Source organism: Pseudomonas citronellolis (assembly GCF_029335315.1).
Taxonomy (GTDB): domain Bacteria; phylum Pseudomonadota; class Gammaproteobacteria; order Pseudomonadales; family Pseudomonadaceae; genus Pseudomonas; species Pseudomonas citronellolis_A.
Genome location: NZ_JARJLT010000004.1, coordinates 41,259 through 54,721, shown reverse-complemented (window position 1 = coordinate 54,721; position 13,463 = coordinate 41,259). Strand labels below are relative to the sequence as shown.

The 13,463-nt window shown below is 67.8% G+C and carries 16 protein-coding genes and 1 tRNA gene; 6 read left to right on the top strand and 11 right to left on the bottom strand.

Translation table 11 applies throughout. The features are described from left to right. The 5 genes from P3W75_RS00315 to P3W75_RS00295 form a co-directional block, all read right to left on the bottom strand. A complete protein-coding gene (locus tag P3W75_RS00315) occupies positions 1-1,332 on the bottom strand; it encodes a deoxyguanosinetriphosphate triphosphohydrolase (RefSeq protein WP_276225374.1) in 1,332 nt (443 codons plus the stop codon). An 89-nt stretch (positions 1,333-1,421) separates the two neighbouring features. Beyond that, positions 1,422-2,585: an EAL domain-containing protein gene (locus P3W75_RS00310; RefSeq protein ID WP_276225373.1), complete on the bottom strand. Its 1,164-nt coding sequence runs from the start codon at positions 2,583-2,585 to the stop codon at positions 1,422-1,424. 83 nt (positions 2,586-2,668) lie between these two features. Then, on the bottom strand, positions 2,669-3,019 hold the full coding sequence (locus P3W75_RS00305; protein ID WP_276225372.1) for a hypothetical protein: 351 nt from the start codon (positions 3,017-3,019) through the stop codon (positions 2,669-2,671). Next, positions 3,016-3,402 (bottom strand): phage holin family protein, encoded by a 387-nt coding sequence (locus tag P3W75_RS00300; RefSeq protein WP_276225371.1) that lies wholly within the window; start codon positions 3,400-3,402, stop codon positions 3,016-3,018. The genes P3W75_RS00305 and P3W75_RS00300 overlap by 4 nt, the downstream gene beginning before the upstream one ends. 3 nt (positions 3,403-3,405) lie before the next feature. Beyond that, complete coding sequence (locus P3W75_RS00295) at positions 3,406-3,723, bottom strand: DUF883 family protein (protein ID WP_276225370.1); 318 nt, start codon at positions 3,721-3,723, stop codon at positions 3,406-3,408. A 427-nt stretch (positions 3,724-4,150) separates the two neighbouring features. Between P3W75_RS00295 and P3W75_RS00290 the strand changes: the two genes are divergently transcribed. After that, positions 4,151-5,359, top strand: a complete 1,209-nt coding sequence (locus tag P3W75_RS00290; RefSeq protein WP_276225369.1) for an ammonium transporter — start codon at positions 4,151-4,153, stop codon at positions 5,357-5,359. An 84-nt stretch (positions 5,360-5,443) separates the two neighbouring features. Here the strand turns inward: P3W75_RS00290 and P3W75_RS00285 are convergent, their stop codons facing one another. The 3 genes from P3W75_RS00285 to P3W75_RS00275 form a co-directional block, all read right to left on the bottom strand. Further along, positions 5,444-6,733, bottom strand: coding sequence for an OprD family porin (locus tag P3W75_RS00285; RefSeq protein ID WP_276225368.1), 1,290 nt, complete (start codon positions 6,731-6,733; stop codon positions 5,444-5,446). Between the two features lie 171 nt (positions 6,734-6,904). Further along, positions 6,905-7,774: an MBL fold metallo-hydrolase gene (locus tag P3W75_RS00280; RefSeq protein WP_276225367.1), complete on the bottom strand. Its 870-nt coding sequence runs from the start codon at positions 7,772-7,774 to the stop codon at positions 6,905-6,907. 16 nt (positions 7,775-7,790) lie between these two features. Next, a complete protein-coding gene (locus P3W75_RS00275; RefSeq protein WP_276225366.1) occupies positions 7,791-8,387 on the bottom strand; it encodes a glutathione S-transferase family protein in 597 nt (198 codons plus the stop codon). 165 nt (positions 8,388-8,552) lie between these two features. Here P3W75_RS00275 and P3W75_RS00270 point away from each other — a divergent pair, with 165 nt between their 5' ends. From P3W75_RS00270 to P3W75_RS00260, 3 genes are all read left to right on the top strand, one after another. Next, positions 8,553-9,122, top strand: a complete 570-nt coding sequence (locus tag P3W75_RS00270; protein ID WP_276225365.1) for a TetR/AcrR family transcriptional regulator — start codon at positions 8,553-8,555, stop codon at positions 9,120-9,122. A gap of 14 nt (positions 9,123-9,136) precedes the next feature. Then, on the top strand, positions 9,137-9,376 hold the full coding sequence (locus P3W75_RS00265) for a glutaredoxin family protein (RefSeq protein ID WP_276225364.1): 240 nt from the start codon (positions 9,137-9,139) through the stop codon (positions 9,374-9,376). A gap of 76 nt (positions 9,377-9,452) precedes the next feature. Beyond that, on the top strand, positions 9,453-10,328 hold the full coding sequence (locus P3W75_RS00260) for an NAD(P)-dependent oxidoreductase (protein ID WP_276225363.1): 876 nt from the start codon (positions 9,453-9,455) through the stop codon (positions 10,326-10,328). 106 nt (positions 10,329-10,434) lie between these two features. On the opposite strand, the gene P3W75_RS00255 is transcribed toward P3W75_RS00260, so the two are convergent. The 3 genes from P3W75_RS00255 to mobA all read right to left on the bottom strand — a co-directional run bounded on the left by P3W75_RS00255 (position 10,435) and on the right by mobA (position 11,574). Then, a tRNA-Pro gene (locus tag P3W75_RS00255) sits at positions 10,435-10,511 on the bottom strand. Positions 10,512-10,660: 149 nt separating this feature from the next. Next, a complete protein-coding gene (locus tag P3W75_RS00250; RefSeq protein ID WP_276225362.1) occupies positions 10,661-10,882 on the bottom strand; it encodes a YgdI/YgdR family lipoprotein in 222 nt (73 codons plus the stop codon). A 107-nt stretch (positions 10,883-10,989) separates the two neighbouring features. Then, entirely contained in the window at positions 10,990-11,574 is a 585-nt protein-coding gene (gene mobA / locus P3W75_RS00245; RefSeq protein WP_276225361.1) for a molybdenum cofactor guanylyltransferase MobA, read from the bottom strand. Positions 11,575-11,644: 70 nt separating this feature from the next. Between mobA and moaB the strand changes: the two genes are divergently transcribed. Beyond that, positions 11,645-12,184: a molybdenum cofactor biosynthesis protein B gene (moaB, locus tag P3W75_RS00240; protein WP_276225360.1), complete on the top strand. Its 540-nt coding sequence runs from the start codon at positions 11,645-11,647 to the stop codon at positions 12,182-12,184. Beyond that, positions 12,181-13,395 carry a molybdopterin molybdotransferase MoeA gene (locus P3W75_RS00235; RefSeq protein WP_276225359.1) on the top strand — a complete coding sequence of 405 codons (1,215 nt, stop codon included), beginning with the start codon at positions 12,181-12,183 and terminating at the stop codon, positions 13,393-13,395. Before moaB ends, P3W75_RS00235 begins: the two co-directional genes overlap by 4 nt. Positions 13,396-13,463 lie beyond the last annotated feature (68 nt).

Here is a 13,463-nt window from a genome sequence, read left to right as displayed (position 1 = left end):
TCACACCGGGCTGGAGCGGCCAGTCATTTCGCGAGCCATCTCCGTGGCATAGCTGTCGGTCATGCCGGCGATGAAGTCGATGACGCGCAGGAAGGCCTTGTGTAACGACCAGTCGGGATGCGGGGCGTTGTGCCCCAGCAGGTCGAGGATGCGCTGGTTCTTGAATGACGGGCTGCGTCCGCCGTGCTGCTCCAGCGCGGCGCCGCAGAAGGAATTGAGGAGGATCTCCAGGGTGGTGTAGGCGCCGATCTCGTGCAGTGTCTTGCGCTTGTCCTGGAAGATCTTGTTGCGCGCCAGCGCCTTGGCCTGTTGCACGCAGCGCTTGGCCGGGCCGCTCATGTGCTCCACCAGGTCGCCGGCCAGGCCGCCTTCCAGCAGCACGCGCTTCTGCTCGACGAAGGCCCGCGCGGCGGCGTTGCCCAGGTGTTCGATGGCCTTGCCGCGCAGGATCGCCAGGCGTCGCCGGCGCGAGTCCCGGGGGCCGAGCTGGCGGTAGGTATCGGGGATGTCGTCGCCGACCAGGTCGAGCAGCAAGGCTTCCACCTCGGGGTAGTCGAGCAGTTCCATCTCCAGGCCGTCCTCCAGGTCGATCAGGCCATAGCAGATGTCGTCGGCCGCCTCCATCAGGTAGACCAGCGGGTGGCGGGCCCAGCGCTCGCGCTCCAGCTGCGGCATGCCGAGCTTGTCGGTGATCTGTTCGAGCAGCGGCAGTTCGCTCTTGTAGCAGCCGAATTTGTGCTTCTTGTAGCCCAGCGACTCGGCGTGGCGGGCGGTCCAGGGGTATTTCAGGTAGCTGCCCAGGGTGGCGTAGGTCAGGCGCATGCCGCCGTCGAACTGGTGGTATTCCAGCTGGGTGAGCACGCGGAAGCCCTGGGCATTGCCTTCGAAGTGCAGGAAGTCGGCGCGCTCATCGTCGTCCATGTCGTCGAGCCAGCCGCGCGAGGCGGCCTGCAGGAACCAGTGGCGAATGGCGTCCTCGCCGGAATGGCCGAAGGGCGGGTTGCCGATGTCATGGGCCAGGCAGGCGGACTGCACGATCACCCCGAGGTCCGCCGGGTCGCACCATTCCGGCAACTCGTCACGGAGCATCTCGCCTACGCGCATGCCCAGCGAGCGGCCGACGCAGCCGACCTCCAGCGAGTGGGTCAGGCGTGTGTGGATGTGATCGTTGCTGGACACCGGGTGGACCTGGGTCTTGCGCCCCAGGCGGCGGAAGGCGCCGGAGAAGATGACGCGATCGTGGTCCTTGTGGAACGCGCTGCGGCCAAGTTCCTCGCTGCTGTGCGCGGGTTTGCCGAGGCGCTCGCGGGGGAGCAGGGTATGCCAGTCCATTCGCTCGTCCGATTGCTCGTGGTAGCGCCCACGCTACCCCGTGGCAGCGGCAATCTCAATGGGCGCTGGAGGCCATTCCTGATGGGGCGCTAGAGGCCTTCGGCGTCGATGTCGACCAGCAGCAGCCGGCGCCCCTGGTCGATGAACTGGCCGGCGGTCATGCAGTACTGGTTGGATGTGGCGTCGCGGTAGGTGTTGGACAGGGTCAGGCGGCGCTCTTCCCAGCCGTCGGCGAGCAACTGATAGAAGTACGGGCGCCACGACCAGTTGTGGCCGACGTAGCGGCGATCCTCCTTCCAGAACAGACCGTTCCATTCCAGGTTCGGCGAAATCTGCGTGCCGTGGCGATCGCACTGGTAGATGCGCAGCAGGCGCGGGAAGGCTTCCGGCGTCGGCAGGCTGGCCAGGCGGGTGCCGCCCTCGGCCCAGGGGCGCAGGCTGGCGATCAGCTCGGCGAGTTGCTGGCGCAGGTGGACCAGGCGGGCGCGTTCCTGCAGCTTGCGCTGCACGTAGCGGTCGCGCCATTGGCCGAAGGCGTCGAGGTAGGCGTCGCTGGCGGGGAAGTTCAGCTCCGGGCGGGCGAACAGGAAACCCTGGACGAAGCGCGCTCCGCATTCCAGGGCGAAGTCCAGCTCGGCCTCGGTTTCCACGCCCTCGGCGATGATCCAGCAGCCGGTCTTCTCGGCCATCTGTGCCAGAGCCTTGACCACTTCTCCGCTGGGGCCGCCGCGAGCGGCCTGCTGGAACAGGCGCATGTCCAGCTTGAGGATGTCCGGTTGCAGGGCTAGCACGCGGTCGAGTTGCGAGTAACCGGCGCCGAAGTCGTCGATGGCGATACGCGCGCCTGCTTCGCGGTAGCGTGCCACCACCTCCGGCAGGCGCAGGTGGCCGCCGCCCAGCTCGGTGATCTCGAACACCACCCGGTGCGGGTCGACGCCGCGCTGTTGCAACTGCTTGAGGCTGGGCAGCGGCTGGTTGGGGCGCAGCCGGCTGATCCAGCGTGGCGAGATGTTCAGGCTGAGGAACCAGTCCTGTGGCGCTTCGGGCAGGCGCGCCAGGGCGTCGTCGCGGATCTGCCGGTCGAGTCGGCGCAGGATCGCCGGCGGCACCTTGGGGTCGACGAACAGCGGGCCGACCGACAGCAACTGGCCGTCGGGCTGGCGCAGGCGACCGAGCGCCTCGACGCCGGCGATCAGGCCGGTGGCGGTGTCGATGAAGGGCTGGAAGCAGGCGATCGGTTGCCCGTCGATCAAGGGACACATCCTTAGTGGGAGAGATGGGAGGGCGTTGCCGCCGGTCCGGGATAGCCTCCTAGCAAGAATGCAGCCAGGCGCGCTCAGCCGTCGCCTTCGGTGTCCTTCTTCGGCGTCGGGCGCGAGGGCTGGCGCAGCTTGAACAGCAACGGGGCGAGGACCACGGCCAAGCGCAGCAGGCGCGACAGGCGTCGCTTGCGCCCCAGCAGCAGCGCGGCCGCGGCGGCGGCGCCACCGGCCGCCCAGAACGACGCGCCACCACGCAGTTGCTGGCCGAAGCCCAGGCCCAGGTCGCGGGCCTGGCGCAGCGGCTGCAGGAGCTGCTCGCTTTCCTGGCGCAGTTGCTGGCGGCGGACCTCCAGGCGCAGGCGCAGGACGGCCTTGCGCAGTTCGCGGCGGGACGGGTTGGCAGGGAGTTTCGGCAGTTCGCTCATGGCAGCAGTTCTTCCCGGTCGCGGGCCAGTTCTTCCAGGGTGGCGCTGAACGGCGAGGTGTCGTCGTCCACCAGCTGGTACAGGCGCCAGGCGCACAGGCCGCCGCCCAGGGCGTAGAAGGCGCACAGGCCGAGTACGGCGGCCAGGCGGTCAGTATCCCAGAACAGCACCAGCACCAGCAGTGACAGGCCGAGGACCAGCAGCAGGGCGAACAGCAACGCCAGCCCGGCGAACAGCAGCAGGGCCAGGGTGCGGCTCTTCTGTTCCTGCAGTTCCAGGCCGAAGAGTTCGACGTGCCCGTGCAGCAGCCCCAGCAGCGCAGCGCCGAAGCGCCGCACGGAGGGGCCCTGGTGGTGCGCTCCGGCGTCCTTTCCGTCAGTCATCGATCAGCGCCGTCCGACCAGAAGGCCGAGCAGGAAGCCGACGCCGGCAGCCATGCCGACGGCCTGCCAGGGGTGTTCGCTGACGTAGTCCTCGGTGGCGTCCACGGCCGCGCGGCCCTGTTCGCGGAACGCGCCTTGGGCCTCGTCGATGCGTTCACGCGCGCGACTCAGCCCCGAGCGCAGCTGGCTGCGCAGGGCGTCGGCTTCCTCGCCGGCGAGTTCGGCGGAGGTCTGCAGGAGTTTCTCGGTATCGGCCACCAGTGCCTGGAACTCTGCCAGCAGCTCGTCCTTGGTGGTGTTCGCGGTGCTCTTGCGGGGCATGGGAGGCTCCTTGTGTTTTGCGGGGGGTCACTGGTTCTGAGCCCCCGGGCGCTGGGAAGTTTCCCATAAATCGACGGCTAAGCGGCGACGCAGAGCAGGGCGCAGACTTCGTTCAGTGAAGACCAGTCTGCGCCGCTTCGCCCGCCGTGCGTCTGGTATGCCGCTTGCAACTCCATGGTGCGCAAGCCGGTGCGAACGCCCCAAGCGGGGGCATTCAGGGACGTCCCACGACCACCGTAAAAATCATCAACTATCTGAAAGACAAGAGAAAAACCAGAAAACACATCCACTGCTCGGCGCCAGGATGCCGTGTTTCGGGGCGAGCCTTCGGGCTGTTTCGGTGCGCATCCGCTTCAAGCTGGTGCGGCGAGTGGCGGGGATGAGTCTTTTTGGTGCTTTTTCGATCTGATCCGGGGCTGCCTGACTTATGGAAAACCTCAACAGCGCCGTGGAAACCCTGATCCACGGCTCGAACACTCTGTTCATTCTGATCGGCGCGGTCATGGTCCTGGCCATGCACGCCGGCTTCGCCTTCCTCGAAGTCGGCACCGTGCGCCTGAAGAACCAGGTCAACGCGTTGTCGAAGATTCTCTCGGACTTCGCCGTTTCCAGCCTGGCCTACTTCTTCGTCGGCTACTGGATCGCCTACGGCGTGGACTTCCTCAAGCCGGCCAGCGAGCTCAGCGCCGACCACGGCTATGCGCTGGTCAAGTTCTTCTTCCTGCTGACTTTCGCCGCGGCCATTCCGGCGATCATTTCCGGCGGCATCGCCGAGCGCGCCAAGTTCGCCCCGCAGCTGTGCGCCACGGTGCTGATCGTGGCCTTCGTCTATCCGTTCTTCGAAGGCATGGTGTGGAACGGCAACTTCGGCCTGCAGGCGTGGCTGAAATTGGAGTTCGGCCAGCCCTTCCACGATTTCGCCGGCTCCGTGGTGGTGCACGCCTTCGGCGGCTGGCTGGCGCTGGCCGCGGTGATGCTGCTTGGTCCGCGCAACGGACGCTACCGCGACGGCCGCCTGGTGGCCTTCGCGCCGTCGAACATTCCTTTCCTGGCCCTGGGCTCGTGGATTCTGGTGGTCGGCTGGTTCGGCTTCAACGTGATGAGCGCGCAGACCCTCGACCACGCCAGCGGCCTGGTGGCGGTGAACTCGTTGCTGGCGATGGTCGGCGGCACCGTGGCCTCGTTGCTGGTCGGGCGCAACGACCCCGGCTTCCTGCACAACGGCCCGCTGGCCGGGCTGGTGGCGGTGTGCGCCGGCTCCGACCTGATGCACCCGGTGGGCGCCCTGGCCACGGGCCTGGTGGCCGGCGCGCTGTTCGTCTGGGTGTTCACCGCCGCGCAGACCCGCTGGAAGCTCGACGACGTCCTCGGCGTGTGGCCGCTGCACGGCCTCTGCGGGGCCTGGGGTGGCGTCGCCTGCGGCATCTTCGGCCAGCAGGCGCTGGGCGGCATCGGCGGCGTCAGCCTGGCCAGCCAGGCGCTGGGCACCGCGCTCGGGGTGGCCGTCGCCTTCGTCGGCGGCCTGCTGGTCTACGGCGGCATCAAGGCGGCGGTGGGCATTCGCCTGAGTCAGGAGCAGGAGTACTACGGCGCCGACCTGTCGATCCACAAGATCGGCGCCCTCAGCCACGACTGACCCGGCATAAAAAAGCCCCGCCGAGGCGGGGCTTACCAAAGGAGTGCAGCGTCGGGGAGGGCGTCTGCGCACCCTCCGCCGGTGTTACCAGAGCGGCATGGTGTAGCTGACGATCAGCCGGTTCTCGTCCGCCGAGTTGCTGTTGGCGGTGTTCTGGCTGAAGTCGCTGCGGGTGGTCGCGTTACGCCATTTCACCCCAAGGCCCTTGAGCGCGCCTTCCTGGAACACGTAGGCGATGTCGGTATCGCGTTCCCATTCCTTGCCGTCGCCGGCGCCGGGGGTCAGCAGGTCGATGTTGTCGCCCTTGACGTAGCGGGTCATGAAGGTCAGGCCGGGGATGCCGATGCCGGCGAAGTTGTAGTCGTAGCGGGCCTGCCAGGACTTCTCGTCCTTGTTGGCGAAGTCGTTGATCTGGACGAAGTTCACCAGGTAGGGGTCGGTGCCGTTGATGTAGGCGAAGCCGGTGTCGCCACTCATCTTCTGGTAGCCGAGGCCGAACGCGTGGAAGCCCAGGTTGTAGGTGAACATGGCGTTGAGCGCCTTGTTGTCGACGTTGCTGGTGCCGTCGTCGGTTGACTTGGCCCAGCGCACGTCGGACTTCAGCGACTGGCCGTCGGTGATCGGCAGGGTCCAGCCCAGGGTCAGGTAGTGCTGCTTGTAGAAGTCGTCCAGCTGGCCGTAGTGGTAGCCGGTGCTGAAGTTCTTGGTCCAGTTGTAGGTGCCGCCAGCGAAGTTGAACTCGTTGGTGGTGGTGCCGCTGCGGAAGGTTATGTTCTTCTTGCCTCCGCTGGTGATGGCCATTTCCTGGTAGTCGGAGCTGTCCCGCAGGTTGGTCTGGTTCAGGCGGCCGGCGTCGAAGGTCAGGCCGTCGAGCTGGGTGGAGTTGATCGCGCTACCCAGGAACACCTGCGGCAGCAGGCGGCTGTCGTTGGGCACGATGACCGGCAGTTTCGGGGTCAGGGTGCCGACCTTCACCACGTTCTTCTCGTAGCGCAGCTTGGCGGTCATGCCCAGTTTGCTGTAGTCGTCGGGCGCGGATTTGCCGGCTGGCGGCTTGGGCAACAGGCCGGTGCCGACGCGATCCGGGCTGGAGTCCAGCTTCAGGCCGAGCATGCCGATGGCGTCGACGCCGACGCCGATGGTGCCTTCGGTGTAGCCAGACTCGTAGCGCAGGATGAAGCCCTGCGCCCACTCTTCGGCCTTGTTTTGCTGGGCCGGGGTGGAGCTGCGGAAGTCGCGGTTGAAGTAGAAGTTGCGCAGTTCGACCGTGGCTTTGCTGTCCGAGATGAAGTCGGCATGCGCCAGGGCGGGGATGATGCAGCTGGAACCCAGCGTGGCCATGGCCACGGCACGGGCGATCGGGGTCTTGCTCATTGTTATTGTCTCCTCGAGCGCTTTGGGCAGTTCGGTGATGCCGGGTCCGTGCCGGCAAGTCGATCTGTTACAGCCTGACTACTAAATCATTGCAGGCTTTTTCCGACTCTTAGACCTTAGTCGCTGTTTCCGGAGATATCCCGCTGATTTGGCTCGGGATGCATTCCCCCTTTATTGCACCCAGTGATCCGGGAAGTAGCCGAGGCGTTCCTGCACCCGCGCGTCGTGGGCCGGCACCACGGTGATTTCCGGGTGCGCCAGGAGCATCTCGTGGACTCGCGCCAGCTGCGCCAGGGTCTGCTCGCGGTCGCGATCGACCAGATGGCTGCTTAGCCAGAACTTCTGCCGGGGCCCGCTGAAGCCTTCCAGGCGCCAGCTGGTGTCGCCGCTGAAGAAGAACCGGCGGCCATCGTCCAGGGTCACGAACAACCCCACCGAGCCCGGCGTGTGGCCGGGCATCGGCACCAGCACCAGGCTGCCGTCGCCGAACAGGTCGAGGCTCTCGTCGAAGGCCAGGAACGGCTTGGCCTCGAAGACGTAGGGCCGCCAGGGCGTCTGCGCGCTGAACTCGCTGGGGAACACCGCCGGTGGCGTGCCGATGTGCGCGTAGTCGATCTCCGCGTAGGGCGCCCAGACCGGCACGTCGGGGAAGTCCACCAGCCCCGAGGCGTGGTCCCAGTGCGCGTGGGACAGGTAGATGCGATCGACGTGGATGTGCTTGGGGGCCAGTTGGTCGGCCACCGGCAGCACATCGCCGAAGCGGAACAGCGGCTTGTCCCACCAGGGCATGTCCTGGCGGAACTGCGCCTTGGCCTGGCGCCCGAGGCCGGTATCGAACAGCAGGGTGGCGGCGTGGTGCTGGACCAGCAGCGCCGTGTGGTTGACGCGGACCTTCTCGGTCCAGCTGCCGTCGGCCAGGGTCAGGGCGTCGAGGGTGGTCAGCCCGGAGGTGCGGACCAGGGCGAAACGCAGCCCGTCGGCATGGGCGGACAGGCTGGCGACGGCCAGCAGCAGGGACAGCAGCAGTGTGCTCGGGCGCATGATCGGTCGTCCGTTCTTACAGGGTCGGCAGCGGGAGATAGCCGGGCAGGGCGCGTACACGCCCCATCCAGGCGTTCAGGTGAGGGTAGGCGCCTGGTTCCAGGCCGCCTTCACCGGCCATCGCCACGTAGGGATAGATCGCCACGTCGGCGATGCTGGGTGCCGCCGTGCGCGCCAGCCAGGGGTGCCGCGCGAGTTCGCCGTCGAGCAGTTCCAGGGCCTGGCGTCCCTTGGCCTGGGCGCTCGCCAGGTCGCCGGGGCGCTTGAACAGCTGGATCACCCGCGCCTGGGCCGGGCCGTGCTGGATCTCGTTGGCGGCGAAGCTCAGCCAGTGGGCGATGCGCCCCTGGGTCTCGGCGTCCAGCGGGTACCAGGCTTCCTCGGCGTAGCGCCGCGCCAGGTAGACCAGGATCGCCTGGGAGTCGCCCAGGCCGTATTCGCCGTCCTCCAGTGCCGGCACCTGGCCGCGCGGGTTGATGGCGAGGAACGCCGGGCGCTTGTGCGCGCCGCTGCGCAGATCGACCTGGGTCAGCTGCGCCTGGCGGCCGATCAGGGCGAGGAACAGGCGGACCTTGTAGGCATTGCCGGAGAGCGGGACGTCGTGGAGGCGCATGGCGGTGTTCCTTTTGGGCGTTGTTGGTGGGAACTGCTACGATGGATGATAGACAGACAAGTCTGTCTATTTCAAGATGAAATGCATCCAGTCATGTCCGTGCGACCGGCGGGGCGGTTCAAGCCGCCCCGAGGCTCGCGCATAATGGCGGCCCAGGAGGTGCCCATGTCGTCCACCAAGCAGGCTTCCAGCAAGCGCGAGCAGTTGCTCAACACCGCCCTCGAGCTGTTCTACCGCGAGGGCTACCACGCCACCGGCATCGATCGCATCCTCGCCGAGTCGGGCGTGGCGAAGATGACCCTGTACAAGCATTTCAAGTCCAAGGACGAACTGATCATGGCCGCCCTGGAGGAGCGTCACGCGCGCACCGTGCGGCGCTTCGGCGAGGGCTTGCCGCCGGCCTCGCGGGAGCTGGTGCTGGCGCTGTTCGACCGCCTGCACGCCTACCTGCAGGAGGAGGATTTCCAGGGCTGCGCGTTCATCCACGCCGCCGCCGAGTTCCACGAGCGCGACCATCCGATCCACCGCCAGGCCGCCCAGCACAAGGGCTTCATCGAGGCCTTCCTGCAAGACCAGCTGCAGCGCCTGGGGGCGAAGGAGGCGGGCAAGCTCGCCCGGCAGCTGCAATATTTGATGGAAGGCGTTCTGGTCATGGCCCACATGCACGGGCCCGCCGACCAGGCGCTGGAGGCCCGCGAGGCCGCCGACACCCTGCTGCGCGGGGCCGGCCTGTGATCCTGGAGGAGCGCATGAGTCCTGAATGCCAGCTGTTCGGCACCCTCGGCTGCCACCTGTGCGAGGTGGCGGAGGCGGTGCTGATGCCTTTCGTCGAGCACGGCCTGCTGGTCGAGCTGCTCGATATCGCCGACCGTGAGGAATGGGTGGAGCGCTACGGCCTCAGTATCCCGGTGCTGCGCCGCTGCGACAGCGGCGCGGAGCTGAACTGGCCGTTCGATGCCGAGCAGGTCGCCGCCTTCCTGCGCGCCTGAGCCGTTCCCGCACGCCAAGCGCGCTGCGCTGTGGCAGGCTTGTAGTCGACCTTCCCTTTGCGTTGGAGACTGCAAGATGAAAATCGGATTCCTCGGCCTCGGTGGCATGGGGGCCGGCATGGCCGCCAACCTGATTCGCGCCGGACATCAGGTGCACCTGTGGAACCGCTCGCCGGCGGCGCTGGAGCCATTGCTGGCCATCGGTGGCGCGGCGGCGGCCGACCCGCTGGCGGCGTTCGACGCCGACGTGGTGATCTCCATGCTCGCCGACGACGCCGCGACCCGCGCGGTGATCCTCGACAGCGGCGCGCTGGACGCGGCCCGTCCGGGGCTGATCCACCTGGGCATGGCGACCCTGTCGGTGGCGCTGGTCGGCGAACTGGTCGAACGCCATCGCGCCCGCGACCTGACGTATATCGCCGCGCCGGTATTCGGCCGCACCGAAGTGGCCGAGGCGGGCAAGCTCAACATCCTTGCCGCCGGCCCTGCCGAAGCCATCGCCGAAGTGCAGCCGCTGCTCGACGCCATGGGCCAGAAGACCTGGCCGCTGGGCGACGACCCGCTGCGCGCGGCGGCGGTGAAGATCGCCGGCAACTTCATGATCGCCAGCGCCATCGAGGCCATGGGCGAGGCCTCGGCGCTGACCAAGGGCTTCGGCGTGGAGCCCGCGCAGCTACTGGAGATCATGGGCAGCACCTTGTTCAACGCGCCGGTGTACCGCAACTACGGCGCGCTGATCGCCGAGCAGCGCTACGAGCCGGCGGGCTTTCGCCTGGTGCTCGGGCTCAAGGACGTGAACCTGGCGTTGGCGGCGGGGCAGAGCCGTCACGTGCCGCTGCCGTTCGCCAGTGTGCTGCGCGACAACCTGCTCGAAGCGGTCGCCCAGGGCGATGGCGAATGCGACTGGTCGGCCCTGGCGCAGGTGGCGCTGCGCCGTTCCGGGCAGGCCTGATCCGCCGTCCATGAAAAAGCCCGCCGAGGGGGCGGGCTTTTTTTCGCGCCCGGGAAAAATCGCGGGCAATAAAAAACCCGCCGATTAAGGCGGGTTTTTCGGGATTTGGTCGGAGCGACTGGATTCGAACCAGCGACCTTCTCGTCCCGAACGAGACGCGCTACCAAGCTGCGCTACGCTCCGTTTGATGGCGCGCATTCTACCGAAAAACTTTTGATGCACAAGGGGTTAGCGAAAAATTTTTGAAAATATTTTTCCCTGCCCGGAAAACCACGACGCCCCGCGGGACTCAGAGTCCGGCGGGGCGTCGCTGGCGCTGGGCGCAGGAAGGATCAGAGATCCTTGACGGTGCGTACCTGGTCCTTGTTCACCCGTACACGTTTGCCGTCCAGTTGTTCGAATTCATAGAAGCCGGTGTCGTCGTCGTACTTTGGGGTATCGACGGACTGGATCTCGCGGCCGTCGTTCAAGGTGATGACGCTGGGGCTGGAGCAGCCAGCGAGTACGCCGAAGCCCAGGACCAGCAGGAATGCCGGAAGCGCCCGATTGATCATTCGTATATCTCCTGTACGAAGTGATATAGCCAGTGAATACGCAAGTAGGGACCGGCAGCTTGCCAGCGAAGTTCCACGAATTTTCTCGAAAAAACGGAGGAGTCGCTCTACGACGGCCGTTCCAGCAGGTCCGGGGTATTCAGGTTGGCCAGGCGCGGATCGTCCGCCGCGCAGTGCACCGGCCGCGTGCCCAGGGGTTGCAGGGCCTGGCGCGGGCTGCGCTCGCCGCGTGCCCAGGCGGCTTCCAGCTGCGGCGCCAGGTCGCGGGGGATGATGCAGAACAGCGGTTCCCAGTGGCGGCCGTCGTGGAGCATGTGCGGCACCGTCGGCTCCCGCGCGGCGGCCTGGCGCAGGCTGGCGAGCAGCGCGTCGTCGATGCGCGGGGCGTCGCACGGCAGCACCAGCAGCCAGCGGTGGCGGGCGGCGGCGAGGCCGGCGCGGATCCCGGCCAGGGGGCCGGGGTAGTCGGGGGTGTCGTCGTGCACCAGCTGGTCGGCGTAGGCGCGGTAGCGCTCGGCGTTGCGGTTGCAGGAGAGGATCAGGTCGTCGCTGAGCGGGCGCACGCGTTCGTACAGGTACTCGATCAGGGGCCGCCCGTGCCATTCCACCAGGCCCTTGTCGCGACCGCCCAGGCGTTGGCCGCGACCACCGGCGAGCAGCAGCACGGAGCAGGGGGGCAGGGCGTCGGGCATGGCAGGGTCTCCGGGTTGGGCCTGTGATATAACACCGGCATCCCCCGCCTCTCAAGCAAGGACACCGTCCATGAGCCATCTGGCCACGCCGGCATTCGTGCCGCTGAACATCGCCGTCCTCACCGTCAGCGATACCCGCACCCTGGAAACCGACACCTCCGGCCAGCTGTTCGTCGACCGCCTGAGCGCCGCCGGGCACAACCTCGCCGCGCGCGTGTTGCTCAAGGACGACCTGTATCGCATCCGTGCCCAGGTCGCCACCTGGATCGCCGAGGAAGACGTACAGGTGGTGCTGATCACCGGCGGCACCGGCTTCACCGGCCGCGACAGCACCCCGGAAGCGGTGACCTGCCTGCTGGACAAGGTCGTCGACGGGTTCGGCGAGCTGTTCCGGCAGATCTCGGTGGCCGACATCGGCACCTCCACCGTGCAATCGCGCGCCCTCGCCGGGCTGGCCAACGGCACGCTGGTGTGCTGCCTGCCGGGCTCCACCAACGCCTGCCGTACGGCCTGGGACGGCATCCTCGTCGAGCAGCTGGACGCCCGTCATCGCCCCTGCAACTTCGTCCCGCACCTGAAGCAGGCGGCGCCCTGCGAGAGCCGCGGATGAGCTGCTGCGACAAACCCGGCCTGCTGCCGGTGGAGGACGCCCTGGCGCAGTTGATGGAGCTGGCGCGCCAGGCGCCCATCGACGCGACCGAAACCGTGGCGCTGGCCGAAGCCGATGGTCGGGTGCTGGCTGAGCCGCTGCTGGCCGGCCTCGACCTGCCGCCCTGGGACAACAGCGCCATGGACGGCTACGCGCTGCGCCTGGCCGACTGGCAGGGCGAGCCGCTGGCGGTGAGCCAGAAGATTTTCGCCGGGGTCGCGCCGCAGGCGCTGCAACCCGGCACCTGCGCGCGCATCTTCACCGGCGCGCCGCTGCCCCAGGGCGCGGATTGCGTGGAGATGCAGGAGAACGTCGAGGTCCTCGACGACGGCCGCGTGCGTTTCCTGGAGCCGCTCAAGGGCGGCCAGCACATCCGCCCCCAGGGCCAGGAAACCCGCCGTGGCGACACGATGCTGCCGGCCGGCACGCGCCTGGGCGCCATCGAGCTGGGGCTCGCCGCGTCCCTCGGCCAGGCCGAGCTGACGGTGCGGCGCAAGCCGCGCGTGGCGCTGCTGTCCACCGGCGACGAACTGGTGGAGCCGGGCACGGCGCTGCAGCCCGGGCAGATCTACAACAGCAACCGCGCCCTGCTGAAGGTCTGGCTGTTGCGCAGCGGCTGCGAGGTGGTGGACGCCGGCATCCTTCCCGACGACCTGGCGAAGACCCGCCAGGCGCTGGCCGCGCTCGCGGGCGTCGATCTGATCCTGTCCACCGGCGGCGTCTCGGTGGGCGAGGCGGACTTCCTCGGCGCGGCCCTGCGCGAGGCCGGCGAGCTGGCCCTGTGGAAGCTGGCGATCAAGCCGGGCAAGCCGCTCACCGTCGGCCATTACCAGGGCGTTCCGGTGATCGGCCTGCCGGGCAACCCGGCCTCCACCCTGGTGACCTTCGCGCTGCTGGCGCGGCCTTACCTGCTGCGCCGCCTGGGTGTGGAAGCGGTGACGCCGCTGCGTTTCGAGGTGCCCGCCGGCTTCGCCTGGAAGCACGCCGGCAACCGCCGCGAGTACCTGCGCGCGCGCCTGGAGAACGGCCGGGCGCTGCTCTACCCGAACCAGAGCTCCGGTGTTCTGCGCAGCGCCGCCTGGGCCGACGGCCTGGTGGAGGTGCGCGAGGGGCGGACGCTGGAAGCGGGCGAAGCGGTGACCTTCATCCCGCTCAGCGAAGTACTGCTGTAGACCAGACGGCGGATAACGCTTTAGGCGTTATTCGCCCTACGCCAGGCCTGACGGTGACGTAGGGCGAA

What these genes read in the sequence shown, in the direction of transcription:
- P3W75_RS00275 (WP_276225366.1), bottom strand. Translation starts at nt 8,387, where the DNA reads ATGCGCCTCCACGACGTCCCGCTCTCCGGCAATGCCTACAAGGTCCGC.
- P3W75_RS00280 (WP_276225367.1), bottom strand. Translation starts at nt 7,774, where the DNA reads ATGCGCCCGAGCACACTGCTGCTGTCCCTGCTGCTGGCCGTCGCCAGC.
- P3W75_RS00315 (WP_276225374.1), bottom strand. Translation starts at nt 1,332, where the DNA reads ATGGACTGGCATACCCTGCTCCCCCGCGAGCGCCTCGGCAAACCCGCG.
- P3W75_RS00300 (WP_276225371.1), bottom strand. Translation starts at nt 3,402, where the DNA reads ATGACTGACGGAAAGGACGCCGGAGCGCACCACCAGGGCCCCTCCGTG.
- P3W75_RS00235 (WP_276225359.1), top strand. Translation starts at nt 12,181, where the DNA reads ATGAGCTGCTGCGACAAACCCGGCCTGCTGCCGGTGGAGGACGCCCTG.
- P3W75_RS00250 (WP_276225362.1), bottom strand. Translation starts at nt 10,882, where the DNA reads ATGATCAATCGGGCGCTTCCGGCATTCCTGCTGGTCCTGGGCTTCGGC.
- P3W75_RS00260 (WP_276225363.1), top strand. Translation starts at nt 9,453, where the DNA reads ATGAAAATCGGATTCCTCGGCCTCGGTGGCATGGGGGCCGGCATGGCC.
- moaB (WP_276225360.1), top strand. Translation starts at nt 11,645, where the DNA reads ATGAGCCATCTGGCCACGCCGGCATTCGTGCCGCTGAACATCGCCGTC.
- P3W75_RS00290 (WP_276225369.1), top strand. Translation starts at nt 4,151, where the DNA reads ATGGAAAACCTCAACAGCGCCGTGGAAACCCTGATCCACGGCTCGAAC.
- P3W75_RS00305 (WP_276225372.1), bottom strand. Translation starts at nt 3,019, where the DNA reads ATGAGCGAACTGCCGAAACTCCCTGCCAACCCGTCCCGCCGCGAACTG.
- P3W75_RS00270 (WP_276225365.1), top strand. Translation starts at nt 8,553, where the DNA reads ATGTCGTCCACCAAGCAGGCTTCCAGCAAGCGCGAGCAGTTGCTCAAC.
- P3W75_RS00265 (WP_276225364.1), top strand. Translation starts at nt 9,137, where the DNA reads ATGAGTCCTGAATGCCAGCTGTTCGGCACCCTCGGCTGCCACCTGTGC.
- P3W75_RS00295 (WP_276225370.1), bottom strand. Translation starts at nt 3,723, where the DNA reads ATGCCCCGCAAGAGCACCGCGAACACCACCAAGGACGAGCTGCTGGCA.
- P3W75_RS00285 (WP_276225368.1), bottom strand. Translation starts at nt 6,733, where the DNA reads ATGAGCAAGACCCCGATCGCCCGTGCCGTGGCCATGGCCACGCTGGGT.
- mobA (WP_276225361.1), bottom strand. Translation starts at nt 11,574, where the DNA reads ATGCCCGACGCCCTGCCCCCCTGCTCCGTGCTGCTGCTCGCCGGTGGT.